The 19,911-nt window shown below is 75.6% G+C and carries 20 protein-coding genes; 12 read left to right on the forward strand and 8 right to left on the reverse strand.

Features of this window, described 5'->3' with window-relative positions:
• Positions 1–60 precede the first annotated feature (60 nt).
• Positions 61–2,337: a transglycosylase domain-containing protein gene (locus tag ACFUEL_RS14910; protein ID WP_380236628.1), complete on the reverse strand. Its 2,277-nt coding sequence runs from the start codon at positions 2,335–2,337 to the stop codon at positions 61–63.
• Positions 2,338–2,737: 400 nt separating this feature from the next.
• Between ACFUEL_RS14910 and ACFUEL_RS14915 the strand changes: the two genes are divergently transcribed.
• Positions 2,738–3,061: a WhiB family transcriptional regulator gene (locus ACFUEL_RS14915; protein ID WP_030919726.1), complete on the forward strand. Its 324-nt coding sequence runs from the start codon at positions 2,738–2,740 to the stop codon at positions 3,059–3,061.
• Positions 3,062–3,068: 7 nt separating this feature from the next.
• On the opposite strand, the gene ACFUEL_RS14920 is transcribed toward ACFUEL_RS14915, so the two are convergent.
• Positions 3,069–4,244 carry an ArsA family ATPase gene (locus ACFUEL_RS14920; protein WP_380236629.1) on the reverse strand — a complete coding sequence of 392 codons (1,176 nt, stop codon included), beginning with the start codon at positions 4,242–4,244 and terminating at the stop codon, positions 3,069–3,071.
• Positions 4,245–4,365: 121 nt separating this feature from the next.
• Entirely contained in the window at positions 4,366–5,376 is a 1,011-nt protein-coding gene (locus tag ACFUEL_RS14925; protein ID WP_380236645.1) for an ArsA-related P-loop ATPase, read from the reverse strand.
• 252 nt (positions 5,377–5,628) lie between these two features.
• Between ACFUEL_RS14925 and ACFUEL_RS14930 the strand changes: the two genes are divergently transcribed.
• The 5 genes from ACFUEL_RS14930 (at position 5,629) to ACFUEL_RS14950 (ending at position 8,405) form a co-directional block, all read left to right on the forward strand.
• On the forward strand, positions 5,629–5,784 hold the full coding sequence (locus ACFUEL_RS14930; protein ID WP_014136749.1) for a DUF4177 domain-containing protein: 156 nt from the start codon (positions 5,629–5,631) through the stop codon (positions 5,782–5,784).
• A gap of 3 nt (positions 5,785–5,787) precedes the next feature.
• A complete protein-coding gene (locus ACFUEL_RS14935) occupies positions 5,788–6,252 on the forward strand; it encodes a RidA family protein (RefSeq protein WP_380236630.1) in 465 nt (154 codons plus the stop codon).
• Between the two features lie 136 nt (positions 6,253–6,388).
• A complete protein-coding gene (locus ACFUEL_RS14940; RefSeq protein ID WP_380236631.1) occupies positions 6,389–7,231 on the forward strand; it encodes an NUDIX hydrolase in 843 nt (280 codons plus the stop codon).
• Positions 7,232–7,354: 123 nt separating this feature from the next.
• On the forward strand, positions 7,355–7,546 hold the full coding sequence (locus tag ACFUEL_RS14945; RefSeq protein WP_380236632.1) for a hypothetical protein: 192 nt from the start codon (positions 7,355–7,357) through the stop codon (positions 7,544–7,546).
• Between the two features lie 28 nt (positions 7,547–7,574).
• Positions 7,575–8,405, forward strand: coding sequence for an MBL fold metallo-hydrolase (locus ACFUEL_RS14950; RefSeq protein WP_380236633.1), 831 nt, complete (start codon positions 7,575–7,577; stop codon positions 8,403–8,405).
• Positions 8,406–8,648: 243 nt separating this feature from the next.
• Here ACFUEL_RS14950 and ACFUEL_RS14955 read toward each other — a convergent pair whose 3' ends face one another.
• The 3 genes from ACFUEL_RS14955 to ACFUEL_RS14965 form a co-directional block, all read right to left on the reverse strand.
• Positions 8,649–9,323, reverse strand: coding sequence for a Crp/Fnr family transcriptional regulator (locus ACFUEL_RS14955; protein WP_014136744.1), 675 nt, complete (start codon positions 9,321–9,323; stop codon positions 8,649–8,651).
• A gap of 210 nt (positions 9,324–9,533) precedes the next feature.
• The gene (locus ACFUEL_RS14960; protein WP_380236634.1) at positions 9,534–10,190 is read right to left on the reverse strand and encodes a GntR family transcriptional regulator; all 657 of its coding nucleotides are present in this window, start codon (positions 10,188–10,190) and stop codon (positions 9,534–9,536) included.
• Positions 10,191–10,459: 269 nt separating this feature from the next.
• Positions 10,460–11,653 (reverse strand): amidohydrolase, encoded by a 1,194-nt coding sequence (locus ACFUEL_RS14965; protein ID WP_380236635.1) that lies wholly within the window; start codon positions 11,651–11,653, stop codon positions 10,460–10,462.
• 181 nt (positions 11,654–11,834) lie between these two features.
• Between ACFUEL_RS14965 and ACFUEL_RS14970 the strand changes: the two genes are divergently transcribed.
• The 6 genes from ACFUEL_RS14970 to ACFUEL_RS14995 all read left to right on the forward strand — a co-directional run bounded on the left by ACFUEL_RS14970 (position 11,835) and on the right by ACFUEL_RS14995 (position 17,499).
• Positions 11,835–12,398: an RNA polymerase sigma factor gene (locus ACFUEL_RS14970; RefSeq protein WP_380236636.1), complete on the forward strand. Its 564-nt coding sequence runs from the start codon at positions 11,835–11,837 to the stop codon at positions 12,396–12,398.
• A complete protein-coding gene (locus ACFUEL_RS14975) occupies positions 12,395–13,267 on the forward strand; it encodes a zf-HC2 domain-containing protein (protein WP_380236637.1) in 873 nt (290 codons plus the stop codon). The genes ACFUEL_RS14970 and ACFUEL_RS14975 overlap by 4 nt, the downstream gene beginning before the upstream one ends.
• 62 nt (positions 13,268–13,329) lie before the next feature.
• The gene (locus ACFUEL_RS14980; RefSeq protein WP_380236638.1) at positions 13,330–14,229 is read left to right on the forward strand and encodes an ATP-binding cassette domain-containing protein; all 900 of its coding nucleotides are present in this window, start codon (positions 13,330–13,332) and stop codon (positions 14,227–14,229) included.
• Positions 14,226–15,755, forward strand: a complete 1,530-nt coding sequence (locus ACFUEL_RS14985) for an ABC transporter permease (protein ID WP_380236639.1) — start codon at positions 14,226–14,228, stop codon at positions 15,753–15,755. The genes ACFUEL_RS14980 and ACFUEL_RS14985 overlap by 4 nt, the downstream gene beginning before the upstream one ends.
• Positions 15,749–16,522 carry a hypothetical protein gene (locus ACFUEL_RS14990; protein WP_380236640.1) on the forward strand — a complete coding sequence of 258 codons (774 nt, stop codon included), beginning with the start codon at positions 15,749–15,751 and terminating at the stop codon, positions 16,520–16,522. The genes ACFUEL_RS14985 and ACFUEL_RS14990 overlap by 7 nt, the downstream gene beginning before the upstream one ends.
• Positions 16,523–16,656: 134 nt before the next feature.
• Positions 16,657–17,499: an NAD-dependent protein deacetylase gene (locus ACFUEL_RS14995; protein WP_380236641.1), complete on the forward strand. Its 843-nt coding sequence runs from the start codon at positions 16,657–16,659 to the stop codon at positions 17,497–17,499.
• A 358-nt stretch (positions 17,500–17,857) separates the two neighbouring features.
• Here the strand turns inward: ACFUEL_RS14995 and ACFUEL_RS15000 are convergent, their stop codons facing one another.
• Both ACFUEL_RS15000 and ACFUEL_RS15005 read right to left on the reverse strand, forming a co-directional pair.
• Positions 17,858–18,436 (reverse strand): phosphatase PAP2 family protein, encoded by a 579-nt coding sequence (locus tag ACFUEL_RS15000; protein WP_380236642.1) that lies wholly within the window; start codon positions 18,434–18,436, stop codon positions 17,858–17,860.
• Positions 18,433–19,773 (reverse strand): diacylglycerol/lipid kinase family protein, encoded by a 1,341-nt coding sequence (locus ACFUEL_RS15005; RefSeq protein WP_380236644.1) that lies wholly within the window; start codon positions 19,771–19,773, stop codon positions 18,433–18,435. Before ACFUEL_RS15005 ends, ACFUEL_RS15000 begins: the two co-directional genes overlap by 4 nt.
• Between the last annotated feature and the right edge of the window lie 138 nt (positions 19,774–19,911).

Genomic DNA, 19,911 nt, shown 5'->3' on the forward strand with positions numbered 1-19,911 from the left:
GGCAGAGGAAGGGATCCTCCGCCCGGGCGGCTCCGTACGCGTGCGGCCGGGGCCCGGGGGTCAGTGGCGGCCGGGCTTGCCGGTGTTGCCGGCGACGGTGCCCGGCGGGAGGGTGACGCCGCCGTTGACGAGGCCGCCGTCGGTGCCCCCGTTGGTGGCGCCGCCGTTCGGCCAGCCGGTGGTGCCGCCGTTGGGCCAGCCGGTGTTGCCGCCCTGGACGTTGTCGCCGGAGGGGGCGGACGGGCTGTTGCCGGGGGTGGGGGACTGGGAGGGCTGCGGGATGTCGACCCGGTGGAAGGAGGCCGGGGCGCTGCCGTCGAGGGCCTGGTTCATGGCCATCTGCCAGATCGGGCCGGGGCCGTCGGCGCCGTAGACCGCGCCGAAGGGCTTGCCGCCGATCCGGATGTTGCGCATCTCGACGTTGCCGCCGACGCCGCCGAGCCAGACCGAGGTGGCCAGGTCGGGGGTGTAACCGGTGAACCAGGCCGCGTAGCGGTGGTCGGTGGTGCCGGTCTTGCCGGCGATCTGGCGGCCGTCGTCGAGGCCGAGGGCGGAGCCGGTGCCCTTCTCGGTGACGCCGAGCAGCAGGGTGTTGATGCCGTCGGCGGTGGTCTGCGACATCGCCTGGTTGCAGTTGGCGTCGGGGACCTTCAGCTGCTTGCCGTCGGAGGTGGTGACCGAGGTGAGCGCGACCGGGGAGCAGTAGAGGCCGCGGGCGGCGAAGGCGGCGTAGGCGCTCGCCATCTGGAGCGGGCTGACCTCCTGGGTGCCCAGGGTCATCGAGGCGATCTGCTTGATCTGGGTGCCGTTGGCCAGGGTGCTCAGGCCCAGCTTGTCGGTCATCTGCTTGACCGGGCACAGGCCCATCTGCTCTTCGAGCTGGATGAAGTAGGTGTTGACCGACTTCTGCATGGCGACCTGGAGGCTGTACGGGCCCTTCTCGTCCGGGGACTCGTTGGTCAGCGACTCGCCCTTCTGGTTGCTGGTGGGGCCGTCGCAGGTGGACATCTTGGGGTACAGCATCTCGTTGGGGGAGGGGTACTCCTGGGTGATCGGGATCCCGGCCTCCAGGGCGGCCGCGGCCACGACCGGCTTGAAGGTCGAGCCGGGGGAGAAGCCGCTGCCGCCGCCCATCGCCGTGCCGACGTTGAGGTTCAGTACGGCCTGGTTCTTCGAGGTGTCCAGGCCGTACGGGCGGGTCTGCGCCATGGCGAGGATCTTGCCGGTGCCGGGTTCGACCATGCTGCCGGCGGCGGACACCGGGTCGGTCACGTAGACCTTCTTGGTGACCGCGTTGTACATGGCGGCCTGCTTGCCCGGGTCGATGGTGGTGTTGATCTTCAACCCGCCCTGCGCCCAGAGCTTCTGCCGGTCCGCGGCGGTCGCGCCGAAGGCCGGGTCCTGCTTGATCACGTGGCGCACGTAGTCGCAGAAGAAGCCCATGCCGTTCTGCGCGGTGATGCAGCCGTTCTGCGGCTCGGAGTACTTGATGCCGAGCGGGGCGGCGAGCGCCTCCTTGGCCTGCTCGGGGGTGATGTGCTTGTACTCCAGCAGCTTGTTGATCACCGTGTTGCGGCGGGTCTGCGCGGCCTGCGGGTGGGCGATCGGGTCGTACGCCGTGGGGTTCTGGACCAGGCCGGCCAGCATCGCGGCCTCGGGGACGGTGAGGTCCTTGGCGCTCTTGCTGAAGTACCGGTTGGCGGCGGCCTCGACGCCGTACGCCTGGTGGCCGTAGAAGGTGATGTTCAGGTAGTTGGTGAGGATCTGGTCCTTGGTCAGGTCCTCCTCCAGCTTGATGGCGTACTTGAGCTCCTGGATCTTGCGGCCAAGGCTCTTCTTGGTGGCTTCCAGGAACGCCTGCTGGTCGTCGCCGGCCTGCTCGACGAAGACGTTCTTCACGTACTGCTGGGTGAGCGTGGAGGCGCCCTGCGCGGTGGTGCCGGACTCGGCGTTCTTGGTGATGGCGCGGAGCACGCCCTTGAGGTCGATGGCGCCGTGCTCGTAGAAGCGGGCGTCCTCGATGTCGACCTGGGCCTGGCGCATCACCGGGGCCATCTGCTCGGCGGTGAGGATGGTGCGGTCGCGGTCGTACACCTTGGCGATCAGGCCGCCCTTGGCGTCGTAGATCATCGACGCCTGGGACAGGGTGGGCTGCTTGAAGTCGTCCGGGATGTTGTCGAACGAGTCCGCGGTGTCCTTGGCGGTCAGGCCGAAGGCGCCGACCGCGGGCAGTGCCATGCCGGCCACCAGGACGCCGGCCAGGATCGAGCCGCCCAGGAACTTGACGCCGTGCCCTGCCTTGTCCATGAAGGTGCCGGTGGATCGCGAAGGTGCCATGGGGAGAACCCTACGTCGCGGAATCCCGTACAGGGGGGCAGGTGTTCGCCTACGCTTGTCACAGAACTGCGACAGCTTCGCTCTGTTCATCGTCATCACTCTTGTGAGTGATGAGCTTTGTCCGATTCGTGGCGCTATGCCCGTGATCCGGACGGATGCAGAGCGGGCCGCTGTCGCGCACCGTGACGAAAGCACCTCTTCTGTCCCCGGCAAGGCCCCCGACCTGCGGTCACTCCAACGAGTGAGCTGCCGGGCACCCATAGTCCGATCGGGTCATGCGAGATTGGGCACACAGGGGCTGTTGCGTCGTGCCGTTCTTCCGTAACGTCCTCAACTGGCAACGGTGAATATGCCGTTGCCGCCGTGGGGGAGCCCCGAATCGGGAGAGGACGGCGCCGGGATGGGCTGGGTGGACGACTGGAGCGCGCAGGCGGCGTGCCGCACGAGCGATCCGGATGAACTGTTCGTGCAGGGGGCGGCGCAGAACCGCGCCAAGGCGGTGTGCAGCGGGTGTCCCGTGCGCACCGAGTGCCTCGCGGACGCGCTCGACAACCGGGTCGAGTTCGGCGTCTGGGGCGGGATGACGGAGCGCGAGCGGCGGGCGCTGCTGCGCCGGCGGCCGACCGTGGACTCCTGGCGCCGGCTGCTGGAGACCGCGCGCACCGAGTACGAGGAGTCGCTGGCGACCGGGGTGGTCCTGCGGGACTACGCCCAGGCCGTCTGACGCTTCGTCAGGAAGGCTTGGCGGAAGGGCTTTCGGGGCGCTCGGTGGGGGAGCCGAGCCGGTCCCCGACGGCCCGCAGGCCGTCCAGGTCGTGGACGTCGCCGGGGAGGGCGGCCACTTCGACGATCGGTACGTCCGGGTAGACCGCGGCGAAGCGATTGCGGGTGCGCCGCTCCCTCGTCATGATCTGCACCCGTTCGGCGTGCAGCCGCAGCAGGCCGGCGGCCAGGGTCTCGGCCTCGGCGGTGGTGTGCGGGGCGCCGTTCTCCTCCAGTGCCTCGGCGGCGGCCAGCGCGCGTTCGGCGGTGAGCTGCGGGGCGCCGGTGGAGTGGACCCGGTTGAGCACCAGCCCGGCCAGCGGCATCTCGTCGGCGGCGAGCCGGTCGACGAAGTAGGCGGCCTCGCGCAGCGCGTCCCGCTCCGGGGCGGCGACCACCAGGAACGCGGTGCCCTCGGCCTTGAGCAACTGGTAGGTGCGGTCGGCGCGTTCCCGGAATCCGCCGAACATCGAGTCGGTCGCCGAGACGAACGTCTGGATGTCGCTGAGCAGTTGGGCGCCGAAGATCTTGCCGAGGGTGCCGGTGAGCAGCCCCATGCCGACGTTGAGGAACTTCATCGCGGAGCGGCCGCCGACCTTGGCGGGGGCGGTCAGCAGCCGGATCACCCGGCCGTCCAGGAAGGACCCGAGGCGGCTGGGCGCGTCCAGGAAGTCCAGCGCGGAGCGGGACGGCGGGGTGTCGACGACGATCAGGTCCCAGCGGTCCTCGGCGCGGAGCTGGCCGAGCTTCTCCATCGCCATGTACTCCTGGGTGCCCGCGAAACCGGCCGAGAGCGACTGGTAGAACGGGTTCTCCATGATCGCCTTGGCCCGGTCGGGCTCCGCGTGGGCCAGCACGACCTCGTCGAAGGTCCGCTTCATGTCCAGCATCATGGCCTGGAGTTCGCCCTCGCCGCGGGTGCCCCCGACCACCCGCGGGGTGTTGTCCAGCTCGCTCAGGCCCATCGACTGGGCCAGCCGGCGGGCCGGGTCGATGGTCAGCACCACGACGCGGCGGCCGCGTTCGGCGGCGCGCAGGCCGATCGCCGCGGCGGTGGTGGTCTTGCCGACGCCGCCGGAGCCGCAGCAGACCACGATCCTGGTCGCCGGGTCGTCGATCAGGGTGTCGATGTCCAGCCCGGTCATGCCGCTCCCTGCCGTTCCAGCCCGCCCGTGTTCGCGCCGCTGCCTGTGCTCACGCCGCCGCCCGTGTTCGCGCCGCTGCCTGTGCTCACGCCGCTGTCCGTGTTCGCGCCGCTGCCTGTGCTCACGCCGCCCCCTGCCGCTTCAGTTCGCCCGCCAGCCGGTACAGCCCGGCCAGGTCCATGCCCTCGCCGACCAGCGGCAACTCGTAGACGGGGAGCTTGAGTTGCTGGATCTCGACGCGCTGGGCGCGTTCCAGCCCGACCCGTTCGGCGTGCTCCCTGGCCTGTTCCAGCAGCGGGTCGAGCAGCGGCTCCACGTTCGCCCGGACGGTCTCCGGCTTGCGCGAGCGCCCGCCCAGGCCGGCCTCGCCGAGGGCCTGCGCCACCTCCTCGCGGTGGTCGCCGTCGGCCGCCGCCACCGCCGCCGCGTCCAGTATCGGCGGGCGCACCATGTTGACCAGCACACCGCCGACCGGCAGGCCGGAGGCGCGCAGGTCGGCGATGCCGTCCACGGTCTCCTGCACCGGCATCTCCTCCAGCAGGGTGGTGAAGTGCACCGCCGTCTCCGGGGAGCGCAGCACCCGCATCACCGCCTGCGCCTGGGAGTGGATCGGCCCTATCCGGGCCAGGCCCGCGACCTCGGAGTTGACGTTCAGGAAGCGGGTCAGCCGGCCGGTGGGCGGGGCGTCCATCACCACCGCGTCGTAGCGGCGGCGGCCGTCCGGGCCCTTGCGGCGGGCCGCCTCGCACGCCTTGCCGGTCAGCAGCACGTCGCGCACGCCGGGGGCGACGGTGGTGGCGAAGTCCACGAAGCCGACCTTCTGCAGGGCCTTCCCGGCCCGGCCCAGCTTGTAGAACATCTCCAGGTACTCCAGCAGCGCCTGCTCGGTGTCGATCGCCAGCGCGTGCACCTCGCCGTGGCCCCGGCCGGGCAGTCCGAGCTGGGCGGGCGTCACGGTGGCCACCCGGCGCTCCTCGTACGGCAGCGCGGCGATCTGGAACAGCTCGGCGATGCCCTGCCGGCCCTCCACCTCGATCAGCAGGGTGCGGCCGCCGTCGGCGGCCAGCGCCAGGGCCAGCGCGGCGGCCAGCGTGGTCTTGCCGGTGCCGCCCTTCCCGCTGACCACGTGCAGCCGGACGCCCTCCCAGTCGGGTTCCCGCGGCGGTGCCTGCTCGGTCGGCCCCGCCGTGCCGCTGGTGCCCGCCACGCCCGCTCTCCGTCCGTCGCTGTCCGTCGCCGTTCCCGGTCCCCGCTCCGGGGGCTGCCCCCACCGCGAGGGTAACCAGCGCGAGGTCCGGATGCCGGGAGCACCCCGGCGACCCCGGCGAATCATGCCCGCTTTGTGTCCCACCTCACACCGGTCCGGGCGGCTAGAGTCACCCCCATGACCAAGTGGGAATACGTCACCGTGCCGCTGCTCGTGCACGCCACCAAGCAGATCCTCGACACCTGGGGCCAGGACGGCTGGGAGCTCGTCCAGGTCGTCCCCGGGCCGAACCCGGAGCAGCTGGTCGCGTACCTCAAGCGCGAGAAGGAGTAGGGCATGGGACAGGTCGAGCAGCGGCTCGCCGAACTCGGGTTGACGCTGCCCGAGGTCGCCGCCCCGGTCGCCGCGTACGTCCCCGCGGTGCGCGACGGCGCGCACGTGCTGACCTCGGGTCAGCTGCCCTTCGTCGCCGGGAAGCTCCCGCTGACCGGCAAGGTCGGCGCCGAGGTGACCGCCGAGGACGCCAAGGAGCTGGCGCAGGTCTGCGCGCTGAACGCGCTGGCCGCGGTCAAGTCGGTGCTCGGCGACCTGGACCGGGTCGAGCAGGTCGTGAAGGTGGTCGGCTTCGTGGCCTCCGCCCCCGACTTCACCGGCCAGCCCGGCGTGGTCAACGGCACCAGCGAGCTGCTGGGCAAGGTGTTCGGCGAGCAGGGCGTGCACGCCCGCAGCGCCGTCGGCGTGGCGGTGCTGCCGCTGGACGCGCCGGTCGAGGTCGAACTGATGGTGCGGGTCCGGGACTGACCCGGACCCCCTGACGCGGGGCCCGTCGCCGTTCGCGGTGGCGGGCCCCCGGCTTTCCCGGGCTCTCTCAGGCTCTCGCCGGCTTTCCCCGGGCTTTCCCCGGCTCTTCCCGGCGGGGCGGTTAACATCCGTGAACATGCTGGAGATGCCGCCGTCCTGGCCCGCCCGAATCCGCGCCCTGGCCGCCGGGGAGCTCGTCCCCGTGCCGCCGAGGCCCTCAGCCACCGTGGTGCTGCTGCGCGAGGGCGCGGCCGGCCCCGAGGTGTACCTGCTGCGGCGGCGCGCCACGATGGCCTTCGCCGGGGGCATGTACGCCTACCCCGGCGGCGGGGTGGACCCGCGCGACCGGGAGGTGCGCCCGCCGTGGGCCGGGCCGTCGCCCGCCGAGTGGGCCGGGCGGCTGGGGGTGGACGAGCCGACCGCGTGCGCGGTGCTGTGCGCGGCCGTCCGGGAGACCTTCGAGGAGGCCGGGGTGCTGCTGGCCGGGCCGGACGCGGACACCCTGGTGGAGCCCCGGGACTGGGCGGCCGAGCGGGGCGCGCTGGAGCGGCACGAGGTGTCGCTGGCCGAGTTCCTGGCGGAGCACCGGCTGGTGCTGCGCAGCGACCTGCTGGCGCCCTGGGCCCGCTGGGTGACCCCGGAGTTCGAGGAGCGGCGCTTCGACACCTGGTTCTTCGCGGCCGCGCTGCCGTCCGGGCAGGCCGCCGCGGACACCGTCGGGGAGGCCGACCGGGTCGCCTGGCTGACCCCCGCCGAGGCGGTGGCCGGGTTCGAGTCGGGCGGGTTCGGGATGCTGCCGCCGACCGTCACGGTGCTGCGCGAGCTGCTGCCGCTGCGCTCCGCGGCCGGGCTGCCCGGGGCGGCGGCGGAGCGGAGGGTGGTTCCGGTGCTGGGGCGCGCGGAGGTCGCCGGGGACCGCATGACGGTGCGCTGGGACGGGTATGACGAGCTGACTATCGACGGAGTGTTCCCGGCGTGAGAACCTTCCCCCGGAACGATCACCGGCCCCGCCGGGCGACCCGTTCCGGGGCGGGCCCGCGTCGGCCCGTACCGTTGACCGAACAACCCGTACCCACCGTCTTGACCTCGGAAGGAGACTCCGATGACCCACAACGACGTGGCTCGCCGGACCTCGGCCCTGCCCGCCCGCACCGTCACCCCCCGCGCCGCCGCCTGCGACGAGAGCGCGCCCCGGGAGACCGTCCGCCTGCTGACCCGCGACCTGCCCGGTCGCGCCCTGGTCCGCCCGCTCCCGTCGCGCCGCCTCAGCCGCGCCGAACGGGACGCCGTGTGACCGTCGGCCGCAGTACGGCGGACGCCGCGTGAGCGGCCCGCTTCCGGGCAGCCCCGCCGACACCGTCGGCGGGGCCGCCACCCCGCGCGCCCAGTGCGTGCTGGCCCCCAACCCGTCCCCGATGACGCTGGACGGCACCAACACCTGGCTGCTCTCCGAACCCGGCTCCGATCTCGCCGCCGTGGTCGACCCCGGCCCGCTCGACGAGGTCCACCTGCGCCGGATCGTCGACACCGCCGAACGGCAGGGCAAGCGGATCGCGCTCACCCTGCTCACCCACGGCCACGCCGACCACGCCGAGGGCGCCGCCCGGTTCGCCGAACTCACCGGCACCCCCGTCCGCGCCCTCGACCCGGCGCTGCGGCTCGGTGAGGAGGGCCTGCACGGCGGGCAGCGCCTCGACGTCGGCGGCCTCGACCTGCGGGTGGTCGCCACCCCCGGGCACACCTCCGACTCGCTGACCTTCCACCTGCCCGCGGACGGCGCGATCCTCACCGGTGACACCGTCCTGGGCCGCGGCACCACGATGGTCGCCCACCCCGACGGGCGCCTGGGCGACTACCTCGACTCGCTGCGCCGGCTGCACGCGATGGCCGCCGAGCACGGCGTGCGCACCGTCCTGCCCGGCCACGGGCCCGTCCTGGCGGACGCGCTGGGCGCCGTCGAGTACTACCTGGCGCACCGCGCGGCCCGGCTCGCCCAGGTCGAGACCGCCGTCGAGGCCGGCTGCCGCACCGCCCCCGAGGTGGTCGCCCGGGTCTACGCGGACGTCGACCCGGCGCTGTGGCCCGCGGCGGAGCTCTCGGTCCGGGCCCAGCTCAGGTACTTGGAGGACCGGGGCCTGATCCCGGAGGAGTGAGACCGGGGCGCGGGGAGACCCGCTGCGCCGGGCCTCACGGACCGGGGCGCGGGGAACCGCGCGACGAGCCGCCGATCGACGAGCCGCCGACGACCGCAAGGCCGCAGGGCCGCGAGGAACGGCAGGTGACTGCCTTCTTCGCGGCCCTGCGGTGCGTTCCCGGTGGTACGCGCGGTTCCCCGCGCCCCGGTTCCGTGCTGGACGGTTTCGTGCTGGGCGGCTCCGCGCTGCTGCGGCTCCGCGCTAGCGGGAGCGGCGGGAGAGCCGTTCGACGTCGAGCAGGACGACCGCGCGGGCCTCCAGCTTGAGCCAGCCGCGGCCGGCGAAGTCGGCGAGCGCCTTGTTGACCGTCTCGCGGGAGGCGCCGACCAACTGGGCGAGCTCCTCCTGGGTGAGGTCGTGGGCGACGTGGATGCCCTCGTCGGACTGGACGCCGAAGCGGCGGGAGAGGTCGAGCAGGGCCTTGGCGACGCGGCCGGGCACGTCGGAGAAGACCAGGTCGGACATCACGTCGTTGGTGCGGCGCAGGCGGCGGGCGATGGCGCGCAGCAGGGCGATGGAGACCTCGGGGCGGGCGTGCAGCAGCGGCAGCAGGTCGCCGTGGCCGAGGCCGAGGAGCTTCACCTCGGTGAGGGCGGTGGCGGTGGCGGTGCGCGGGCCCGGGTCGAAGAGCGAGAGTTCGCCGATCATCTCGGAGGGGCCGAGCACGGCGAGCATGTTCTCGCGGCCGTCGGGGGAGGCCCGGTGCAGCTTGACCTTGCCCTCGACCACGACGTACAGCCGGTCGCCCGGGTCGCCCTCGTGGAACAGCGACTCACCGCGGGCGAGCGTCACCTCGGTCATGGAAGCGCGGAGCTCGGCAGCCTGGTCGTCGTCGAGTGCCGCGAACAGCGCGGCGCGCCGCAGAACGTCGTCCACGAGCTTCCTCCTGCTGGTGTCTGGGCAGTGCTACTCACCACCAAGGATGACGCATGTCGCTCCGATCATATGAGGAGGGGGTGTGCCGGGGTGGGGCCTACGGGGCCATTCGCGCAGTTCGGCCGGGCGTTTCCGGCCGCCGCGATCCGCCGCGATCCGCCGCGACCCGCCGCCCGTCCGCGGCCGGGGCGGGCCTGCCCACCGTGGGAGCTACCCGCCGAGGGCCTGCCGGGCGAAGGCGCGGGTGCCGGCGACGTGATGGCGGGCGAGGGCGGCGGCGGTCCCGGGGTCGCGGTCCTTGATGGCGTCCAGCAACTGCTGGTGCTCGGTGCACATCGGGAGGCTGGTCCCGACGTCGGAGGTGAGCCGGAACAGCCGGCGCAGGCGGCCGTCGAGCGGGGCCATCATGTCGCGCAGCAGCGGGTTGCCGGAGAGCTCGACGATCTCGCGGTGGAAGTCGGCGTTCAGGCTGACCGTCTCGCGCAGCCGGCCGGCCTCGGCGGCCCTGCGGGTCCGGGCCAGGACGCTCTCCAGGCCGCGGATGCCGGCGGGGGTGGCGTGCTGGGCGGCGAGGCTGGCGGCGAGGGCCTCCAGGGACTCGCGGACGGCGAAGAAGTGCTCGGCCTCCTCGGGTCCGAAGTCGGCGACGACGGCGCCGCGGCGGGCCTGGACGGCGAGGAAGCCCTCGCGTTCGAGGCGCTGCATGGCCTCGCGGACCGGGATCCGGGAGACGCCCATGCCCTCGGCGAGTTCGCGCTCGACCAGGCGCTGCCCGGCGGGGTACTCGCCCTCGATGATCCGCTCGCGCAGCTGCACGTAGACGAGGTCCGCCAGCGACTGGTGGGCGTCGCCGAGGGTGTCGGTCATCGGGGGCTCCAGGCGGCAGCGGGCGGAGGGCGCGGGCAGTAGATCAGATCATTCCAGATCGGGGCCGACCGTCCTCCTGTCCGGTATTCGGTATACCGGATAACCTGGCCGCCCACCCACCCCGACGAGCGCCGGAGCCCGCCCGTGACCGCTGCCCGGCCCGCACCTGCTACCGCTCGGCCCGCCGCCGCCCGGCCCGCACCTGCTACCGCTCGGCCCGCGCCCGCCACCCGCTGCCGCTGCCGCTGCTGCCGCCGTCGCGGCGTGCGTCAGCCGACCAGCGTGCCGTGCTCGGCGACCACCCGGCCGGCCTTCACCACCAGCTCGCGCGGCGGCAGGTCGACCAGCACCTGCGGGACGCACTCGCCGGCCACCAGCAGGAAGTCGGCGGGCGCGCCGGGCGCCAGGTCCGCCCTCGGCAGGCCGAGCAGCTCGGCGCCGCCGTGCGCGGCCAGCTCCAGGCAGTCGGTCAGTTCGGCGTCGGTGCGGGCGTCGGTGGTCCAGCCCAGCAGGTGCGCCCGGTGCAGCATGTCGGCGTTGCCGAACGGGCTCCAGGAGTCCCGGACGCCGTCCGAGCCGAGGCCGACCCGCAGGCCGCGGGCCCGCAGATCGCGGAACGGCAGCACCTGGTGCGCGGACGGGGCGACGGTGGTCAGCGCGATTCCGGCCGCCGCCAACAGGTCGGCGGTGGCGGCGAGTTCGGCGGCGGACAGCTCCGGCAGGCAGAACACGTGGCTGGCCGTCACCCGGCCCTGCAGCCCGGCCGCGACCGTCCGGGCGGCCAGCTCGCGCAGCGGGCCCAGCCCGGCCGCGCCGCGGTCGTGCAGGTGCACGTCCAGCAGGACGCCGTACCGCTCGGCCAGGCCGAACAGCAGGTCGAACTGCTCGCGGCCGTCCGGGCCGCCGCCGTCGAACCCGGCCGGGTCGATGCCGCCGACCGCGTCCACCAGGTGCTCGCGGGCCGCCTCGGTGAGCAGTTCGGCCGCGCCCGGGGTGCGCAGCACGCCGTGCTGCGGGAACGCCACCGACTGCACGTCCAGCTTCCCGGCCAGCCGCTCGGCGGCCTCCCGCAGGCCGGTGGCCCCGGCCAGGCCGTACGCGGGGGCGACGTCCACGTGCGCGCGCACGGCCCGGGTGCCGCGGGTCACCGCGTGGGCGAGCAGGCGGTGGGCGCGCTCGCCGATCGGGGCGCGCTGGTGCGCGTACAGCTCGACGTCGGCGGCCACGTACTCCGGCAGGCCGTGCGCCGGGCGGCGGCTGTACCAGGGCTCGCCCCAGCCGGTCTTGTCCGGGTGGACGTGCGCGTCCACCAGCGTCGGCAGCGCGATCCGGCCGCCGCCCTCGACGACGGCGGACGGTTCGGCGCCCGGCGGGAGCCCGGCCGCCAGGACGCCGTCCACGGCGACCAGGTCGGTGGCCGGGCCGCCGAGCGGGCGGACCTGGCGGAACAGCGTGACGTGCATGGTGTCGCTCCCGGGGCGGTGCTGAGGGCTCGCTCTGACAAGTACCGGAACCATTCGAACCGCTTCCGGATGATCAGTCAACTCGCCTGTGGCACAAGCGAGTTGAAGCTTCCGGCTGCCCGCGCGGAAAAAACCTCCGGCGGAGGCGAACCGCCGGGCCCGCCGGGGGCGATCAGGGAGTGTGGGCAGTGAGCGAGAGCGGTCCGAGGAGCACGCCGTGCTGCTGGCCGCGGTGGCGGACGGCGACCGCGGCGCCTTCGAGGCGCTGCACCGCCACTACGCGCCGTGGCTGACGGCCCGGCTCCGGCAGCGCTGCCCCGACCACGGGCTGGTGGACGACGTCGTCCAGGAGGCGTTCCTCAGCGTGTGGCGCGGGGCGCACCGCTACCGGCGGCAGGCGGACGCGGACGTCGCGGGCTGGCTGTGGCGGATCTGCGCCCGGCGGCTGGCCGACGCGTCGCGCCGGCACGGGGCCCGGCAGCGGCTGCAGGCGGTGCTGGTGCGGCTGCGCGGGCGGGAGGAGCGGGCGCGTTCCGCCGAGGACCTCGTGCTGGACGGGCTGGCGCACGGCGAACTCGGCGCCGCCGTCGAGCGGTTGCCCGCCGAGCTGCGGGCGGTGCTGGCCGCCACGGTGCTGGACGGACTGACCACCAAGGAGGCGTCGGACGTGCTCGACATCCCGGAGGGCACGGTCAAGTCCCGTGCCAGCAGGGCCCGTCGGCGACTGCGCGAGGAACTGGCGTGAGCGCCCGGCGGGAAGCCGCGGCGGAGCACCCGGACCCCGGCCTGCTCACGGCGTACGCGCGGGCCGGGCTGCCGGCCGGGCTGACGGCCGGGCGGCGCGACGCGGTGGAGCGGCACCTCGACGGGTGCGCGCACTGCCGGGACGCGCTGGCGGGGGCCCTCCCCGCCGACGAGGCGGACACCCGGTGGCGGCGGCTGTCCGCGGCACTGGACCGGGCGCTGGACGAGCCGTCGCGCAGCCCGGCCGAACGGCTGCTGCTGCGGCTCGGCGTGCCCGAGTACCTGGCCCGGCTGGCCGCGGCGACCCCGGTGCTGCGGCGCTCCTGGCTGCTGGCCTCCGCCGTCACCCTGCTGTTCGCCGCGCTGGCGGCACGCCTCTCGCCGGGCGTCTCGGCGACCGCGCTGCTGCTGGTGGCGCCGCTGGTGCCGGTGGCGGGCGTGGCGCTGTCGTACGGGCCGGCCTTCGACCCGCTGTACGAGTTCGCGCTGGTGGCGCCGCTGGGCGCGCTGCGACTGGTGCTCTACCGGACGGCGGTGGTGCTGCTGGTCGGGACGCTGCTGGCGGTGCCGGTGGCGCTGGCCGCACCCGCCCGCGGGCTCGCGCTGTTCGGCTGGCTGCTGCCCTCGCTCGCCGTCACCGCGCTGACCCTCGCCCTGGCCGCCCGGCTGGGCCCGGCCCGCGCGGCACGGACGGCGGGCGTGGGCTGGCTCGCCGTGGTCGCACTGGCGGCCCGCGGCGGCGCCGCCGGCTCGCTGCTGCTGACCGGCCCCGGGCAGGGCGCGGCGCTGCTGGCGGCACTGCTGGGCGCGGGGCTGGTGGCGGCGGGGCGGCACCGGTTCGGCCAACTGCCGCGCGGGGCGGCGCGGTGAGGGCGGCGGGGGGTTCGGAGCGGGAGCAGGGCCGGGATCGGGAGCGTCGGAGGGGGAGCGCGGTGGCGGAGCACACGGTGGACGTCCGGGAGGTGTCGGTGAGCCACCGGGGCCGGCCGGCGCTGGACGGGGTGTCGTTCCGGCTGGAACCGGGCGTGACCGGGCTGCTGGGGCCGAACGGGGCGGGCAAGACCACCCTGCTGCGGGTGCTGGCCACCGCGGTGCCCGCCGACCGGGGCGCGCTGAGCGTGCTGGGCCACGACCCGGCGACGGTGCCCGGCCGGCTCGCGGTGCGCCGCCGGCTCGGCTACCTGCCGCAGCACCCCGGCTTCCACCCGCACTTCACCGCCCTGGAGTTCGTCGACTACGTGGCGATCCTCAAGGAGCTGACCGACCGCCGGGCCCGGCGCGCCGAGGCGCTGCGGGTGCTGGCGGCGGTCGGCCTGACCGAGCAGCGCGGCCGGCGGATCAAGGCGCTGTCCGGCGGCATGCGCCAGCGCGTCGCCCTGGCCGCCGCGCTGGTGGGCGATCCGGAACTGCTGGTGCTGGACGAGCCGACGGTCGGACTCGACCCCGAACAGCGCCTGCGCTTCCGGGAGTTGATCGCCGACCTGGGCGAGGACCGGACCGTCCTGCTGTCCACCCACCAGACCGAGGACGTCGCCGCGCTGTGCCGCCGGGTCGTCGTGCTGGACCGCGGCACCGTCCGGTTCGAGGGGCTGCCCGCCGGACTGGCCGCCGTCGCGGCCGGCCGGGTCTGGTCCAGCACGGCCAAGGACCCGTCCGCGCTGGCCGGTTGGCGCACCGCCGACGGCAGCTACCGCAGCATCGGCGACCCGCCGCCCGGCGCCGAACCGCTCGCCCCCACCCTGGAGGACGGCTACCTGCTGCTGCTCGACGGCACCCGGCCCGCGGACGGCACCCGGCGTCCGGACGGCACCCGCCCGGGGAGCCCCCGGTGAGCCCCGCCGCCGCGGCCGTCCGCGCGCTGGCCCGGGTCGAGGCCGTCCGGCTGCTGCGGCACCCGGCGGTGCTCGCCGCCGGGGCGCTGTACGCGGTGCTGTGGGCCCGCGACCTGCCCGGCGGGGACGCCGCGCACCGCTTCCCCGTGCTGCCCGGGGACGTCTCCTGGTCGGTGCACCTGCCACTGCTGCTGCTCGCCGCCGGGGTGCTGCTGGCCGCCCACCAGGGCGTGCTGCGCGCGCACCGGGACGGCACCGGGCCGCTGTTCGACGTCCTGCTGCTGGGGAGGGACCGGCGCACCGCCGCCCACCTGCTGGCGCTGCTGCCGGTGACGGCGCTCGCCGCGCTGCTCACGGCGGTCCGGGCCGGCTACCTGGCGGCCCGGCCGGGCGCGGCGGGCACGCTGTCCTGGTGGGAGCTGCCCGCCGGGCCGCTGTGCGTGCCGCTGGCCGGGGCCGTCGGCGTGCTGCTGGCCCGGACCGCGCACGCCGCGGTGCTCGCCCCGGTGGCCGTGGCGGGCCTGGGCGTGCTGACCGTCGCGGCCGCCGTCGACCCGGCGCCCGCCTGGCACCGGCTGGTCCCGCTGCCGCTGGCGGACGAGACGGCCGCGCCGCTGCCCGCCGCGCTCGCCGACCGCCCGGACGCCGCGCACCTGCTCTGGCTGGCCGCGCTGACGGCACTGGCGGCCGGGTGCGCGCTCGGCCGGCGGGCCCGCCCGGTGGCGGCGTGCGCGCTGGCGGTGGCGCTGGCGGCCGGGGCACTGCACCTGCGCGGCCCGTCGGGGGCGGTGGCCGAGCGGCGCGCCGCGTACACCGCGCACCCGGCCGCGTACCAGCACTGCACCACCCTGGGCGCGGTCACCACCTGCGCGTTCCCCGGTTTCGAGGCGTGGACGGGGCAGTGGCGGGCGGTCGCGGAGGGCGTGCTGCGGTACGCGCCGCCGCCGGTCGCGCAGGCCCGCTACACCGTCCGGCAGCGGATCCTGCCCGCCGCGCCGGGCGGCAACGGGGCTCCGCTGCCCGCGAGTTGGGCCGAGGACGACGCGGCGGCCGGCACTCCGGAGGCGGTCGGCGTCGGCACCGACTGGTCGGCGGGCACCGCGGCCGGGGAACGCCGGGGCGACGCTGTCGCCGAGTACGCCACCGGCTTCGCGTACCGGGCCGTCACCGGCCGGGTGCCCGGCGGGCCGGGGACCACCACGGTGTGCGGGGCGCGCGCCGTCCTGGTGCTCTGGCTGGCGGGCAGCGCCACCCCCGGGGCCCGCGACGCGCTGCGCTCCGTCCGCGGGCGGACGTCCGGCGCGCTGTCCTTCCCGCTGCTGGGCACCTCCGCGGCCGGGCTCTCCTTCGACCCGCGGGCGGCCCGGGTGGCGTTCGAGCTGATCGGCGCCCGCCCGCCCGTGGACGCCGCCGCGCACTGGGCGGAGCTCGCCGCACCGGACACCGGCGTGGAGCGGGCCGCCGAACTCCTCGGCGTCCAGGCCCCGCCCGCCGTCCCCGCCGAGGAACGGACCGCCGGATGCTGACCGGCCGCGCACCCGCGCCACGGTTCGAACCGCGCCGGTCCGCGCCGTCGGCGGCCGCGCTGCTGGTCCCCGCGCTGCGGCTGGCGCCCCGCGGTCCGCTGCTGGCGGCCGCGTTGCTCGCGCTGCTGCCCGCGGCCGGGCCGGTGGCCCTGGGAGCCGCCCTGGGGCTGCCGGACGCGGCGCTGCTGGCCCGGACGGCGGCGGTCGCGGTGGCGCTCGCCGCGGGCTGCGGCTGGGACGACCCGGCGGCGCAGACCACCGCCGTCCTGCCGGTGCCGGTGGCGCGGTGGCGGGCGGTGCGGGCGCTGCCGGTGCTGGCGGCCGGGGCCGGGCTGTGGACGGCCGGGGCGGCGCTGGCCCGGACCGCGCTGCCGGCCGGGGTGCGCGGCGACTTCCCGTGGGGCGGGCTGGTGCTGGAGGCGGCGGCGCTGACGGTGCTGGCGCTGCTGCTGGCCGCGGCCGGGCTGCACCGCACCGGGGGCCGGCACGGGGCGGTGGCGGCCGCGCCGGGCGTCCTGCTGGCGGCGGCCGCGGCGGCGCTGCTGGGACTGTTCCCGCCGCCCGGGGACCAGGGCTGGGACGCCGCGCACCGCTGCTGGGCGGGCGTCCTGTCGGCGGGCGCGGGGTGGCTGCTCGGAGGGCTGCTGGGAGGGCTGCTCGGGGGGCCGTCGGGCCGGCTGCGGGCCGCTGTCGCCCGCCCGGCGCGCGGCGGCCGCGTGGAAGCGCTCCCAAGAAAGGTCCGTACGCGTCTTCTGCGCAGGTGGTGAATCGAAGTACAAAGGAGGCAGCGGAAGTTCGGGCTGTGGGGGCCGGAACGTCCGCACCCGGGGCGGCCCGGGCGGTGCGTGGGGGTACTGCCTGGGCCGCCGGGTTCGCCCGTCCGGGTTCCGGGCGTTCCACAATGGACGGCATGAGCGTGTACGAGGACGGACTCCCCGAGGTGGCCCGACTGCTGGCGGGCGGCGGCGTGGTGGTGCTGAGCGGGGCCGGGCTGTCCACCGAGTCCGGCATCCCGGACTACCGCGGGCCGGACGGCGTGCGCCGCAACCGGGCCCCGATGACGTACCAGGAGTTCGTCGCGGGCGAGGCCGCCCGCCGCCGCTACTGGGCGCGCAGCCACGCCGGCCGCTCGGTGATCGCCCGCGCCCGCCCGAACGCCGGGCACCACGCGGTGGCCCGGCTGCGCGACGCGGGCCGGATCACCGCCGTGATCACCCAGAACGTGGACGGCCTGCACCGCGCCGCCGGCACCGCCGACGCCGTCGAACTGCACGGCGGCCTCGACCGGGTGGTCTGCCTCGACTGCGGCGCCGTCACCCCCCGCGCCGCCCTCGACGAACGCCTCGCCGCCCTCAACCCGTCCTTCCGGGACGCCGGTTCGCGGATCAACCCGGACGGCGACGTCGAACTCCCCGACCACCTGGTCGCCTCGTTCGTCGTCGCCTCCTGCACCTCCTGCGGCGGCGTCCTCAAGCCCGACGTGGTGTTCTTCGGCGAGAGCGTCCCCAAGAGCCGGGTCGAGCACTGCTACCGCCTGGTGGACGACGGCCGCGCCCTACTCGTCCTCGGCTCCTCGCTCGCCGTGATGTCCGGCCTGCGCTTCGTGCGCCACGCCGCGAAGACGGGCAAGCCCGTCGCCATCGTCACCCGCGGCACCACCCGCGCCGACGACCTGGCCGCCGTCCGCCTCGACCGCCCGCTCGGCGAGACCCTGACGGCCCTGGCCGCGCCCTTCACGGAGTAGCGGACGGAGCCCCGCCGGGGGCTCGGGGAACGGCGAGAGGCCCCGCCAGGGGCTCGGGGAACGGCGAGCACGGGTCTGCTGACGGTTCACTGCCGTTGGGCGCATCGGCTTCTGGTTCCGTTTACGGCACGCAGCAGCACGAACCTTCGATGGGCTCCGGCCGTCAGCAGCACGGCCCCGCCGTTCCCCGGGCCCCTGGTGGTGCATGCTTGCTCGTCTGCCGACAGTTCCCCGGGCCCCTGGTGGTGCATGCCCGTCTGCCAACAGTTCCCCGGGCCCCTGGTGGGTGCATACTTGCCCGTCTGCCGAAGAGTTCCCCGGGCCCCTGGTGGTGCCTCCCGCCGTTCCTACCGCGTGCTCAGGGCCCCGGCCACCACTCGTCGATGCCCGCGACGATGCTTCCCGCGACCGTCCCCAGCAGGGCTCCCGCGACCACGTCGCCCGGGTAGTGGACGCCGGTGTGGACGCGGGAGTAGCCGACCGAGGCGGCCAGCAGGCCCAGGGGTGCCGCGGCCCACGGCAGCCGGGAGGCGACCCCGGTGGCGAAGGCGAAGGCGGACGCGGTGTGCCCGGAGGGGAAGGACGCCGACTCCGGCATCGGCACGTGCCGGGCCTCCGGCACCTTGCCCGCGACCCGGTCCGGCCGCGGACGCCGGGCCAGCGACTTGCCGAGCAGGTTCGCCGTCGCCGAGGCCGTCGCCACCGAGGCCAGCCCGACCAGCGCCGCCCGCCGAGACCGTCCCGGGACGAGGGCCAGCCCGCAGGCCACCGCGATGGAGATCTTCGAGTTGTTCGCGGCCGTGGAGAGCTGCCGCAACCGCAGGTCCAGGGTCGGCGTCGGGGTCGCGGCCACCGCGACGTACACCGCCTCGTCCACCGCCGAAAGATCCGCGACCACGCGCTGTCCGGCCAGCACCCACCGCGTCAACGCCTTCACCGCACACCGCCGTTCGTCTCCGTCCGGCCCGACGCGAGGTGCGCCAGGCGGCTCCATTTCAAGGTCGGCGCCGGGGCCACCGTGCCCGGCCGCTCGCGCGGGACCCGCACCCGCAGCGCGCCGGGGCGGATGGTGCAGCGCACCGGCACGTCCAGTTCCAGGGCCTCGCCGTCCACCGCGACCGGGATGCTCGCCACGTCCGCCGTGACCAGCACCTCGCGGTCGGTCAGCACCGTCACCGCCTCCGCACTCGTACCACGCAGCGCCAGGTCCGCGGCCTGCGCCGCGCCGTCCACCTTCACGCCCAGCACGCCGAGCCGCCCGCGGTCCATCCGGGAGCGCCGTCCCGGGTCGAGCAGGTCGCCCGCGTCGTACGGGTTGTTGCTGACCAGGACGGCCTGCGGGTGCTCCAGCCGCTCGCCGTCCGCCTCGGCGCTCAGTCGCGCGCCCGCGTAGCCGACCAGCAGGTCGGGCAGCATGGCGAGGATCGTGGAGGCTTTCGCTTCCCGGTACTCGGGGTTCTGGACGATCTCCGCGTAGGTGCCGAACGACACGTTGTTGACGAAGGCCCGGCCCGCGACCTCGCCCAGGTCGACCCGCAGTTCCACGCCGTCGGCCAGCGCGTCCAGGCAGCGGGCCGGGTCGTCGCGGTCCAGGCCGAGGTCGAGCGCGAAGTGGTTGCGGGTGCCCGCCGAGACCACCAGGAACGGCAGCCCGTGCCGGGCCGCGACCTGGGCGACCAGCGCCTGGGTGCCGTCGCCGCCCGCCGCGCCCAGCAGGTCCGCGCCGTCCGCGACGGCCCGCTCGGCCAGCTCCACCACGTCCTGGTGCGCGTCCGGGTCGAGCAGGACGACCTCCGCACCGAGTTCACGGGCCCGCTCCGCCAGCCGGAACCGCTCCACCTTCCCGCCGCCGGACTTCGGGTTCATGATCAGGACGGCCTTGCGCGGCGGGTCGACCTCCCGCTCCGGCATCCGCTCGGTCCGCTGCGCCGAACGCAGCGCCGCCCGGGCCAGCCACATCCCGACCGCCCACAGCGCCACCGCGCCCAGCACCCACGGCCACGTCCCGCCGCCGACGTACAGCGCCACCGCGCCCGCCGGGGCCGCCAGCGCCAGCAGCACCCCCAGCCAGCGCAGCGGCCCGCGCCGCGACAGCGCCCACCACCCGCCGACCGCCATCAGCGCCAGCGCGGCCACCCCGACCGCCACCACCAGCGCCCCGCGCAGCCCCGCCCCGGCGGCGAGCAGCAGCACCGCCGCCAGCCCGCAGCCGATCGCCGCCCGCGCCAGCCACACCGTCCTCGCCGGCCGCACCACCCTCGCCGCCTCTCCCATCCGTCGACGTTAACGCCCTGTCAGCTACCCCGCCCGGCGTGCGGCATCCCTGCGGGTGAGCCCGCGGTGGAACCCGCGGCGAAACGTGCGGCGGACGGCGGGCGGCGGGCCGGAGCGGTGCGGCGGGCTTCCGCGGGC

Source organism: Kitasatospora sp. NPDC057198 (assembly GCF_042670125.1).
Taxonomy (GTDB): domain Bacteria; phylum Actinomycetota; class Actinomycetes; order Streptomycetales; family Streptomycetaceae; genus Kitasatospora.

Excerpts from the sequence above, each read along its gene's own strand:
- ACFUEL_RS14910 (WP_380236628.1), bottom strand. The coding sequence starts at position 2,337 with ATGGCACCTTCGCGATCCACCGGCACCTTCATGGACAAGGCAGGGCAC.
- ACFUEL_RS14915 (WP_030919726.1), top strand. The coding sequence starts at position 2,738 with ATGGGCTGGGTGGACGACTGGAGCGCGCAGGCGGCGTGCCGCACGAGC.
- ACFUEL_RS14920 (WP_380236629.1), bottom strand. The coding sequence starts at position 4,244 with ATGACCGGGCTGGACATCGACACCCTGATCGACGACCCGGCGACCAGG.
- ACFUEL_RS14930 (WP_014136749.1), top strand. The coding sequence starts at position 5,629 with ATGACCAAGTGGGAATACGTCACCGTGCCGCTGCTCGTGCACGCCACC.
- ACFUEL_RS14935 (WP_380236630.1), top strand. The coding sequence starts at position 5,788 with ATGGGACAGGTCGAGCAGCGGCTCGCCGAACTCGGGTTGACGCTGCCC.
- ACFUEL_RS14940 (WP_380236631.1), top strand. The coding sequence starts at position 6,389 with ATGCTGGAGATGCCGCCGTCCTGGCCCGCCCGAATCCGCGCCCTGGCC.
- ACFUEL_RS14945 (WP_380236632.1), top strand. The coding sequence starts at position 7,355 with ATGACCCACAACGACGTGGCTCGCCGGACCTCGGCCCTGCCCGCCCGC.
- ACFUEL_RS14960 (WP_380236634.1), bottom strand. The coding sequence starts at position 10,190 with ATGACCGACACCCTCGGCGACGCCCACCAGTCGCTGGCGGACCTCGTC.
- ACFUEL_RS14965 (WP_380236635.1), bottom strand. The coding sequence starts at position 11,653 with ATGCACGTCACGCTGTTCCGCCAGGTCCGCCCGCTCGGCGGCCCGGCC.
- ACFUEL_RS14990 (WP_380236640.1), top strand. The coding sequence starts at position 15,749 with ATGCTGACCGGCCGCGCACCCGCGCCACGGTTCGAACCGCGCCGGTCC.
- ACFUEL_RS14995 (WP_380236641.1), top strand. The coding sequence starts at position 16,657 with ATGGACGGCATGAGCGTGTACGAGGACGGACTCCCCGAGGTGGCCCGA.
- ACFUEL_RS15005 (WP_380236644.1), bottom strand. The coding sequence starts at position 19,773 with ATGGGAGAGGCGGCGAGGGTGGTGCGGCCGGCGAGGACGGTGTGGCTG.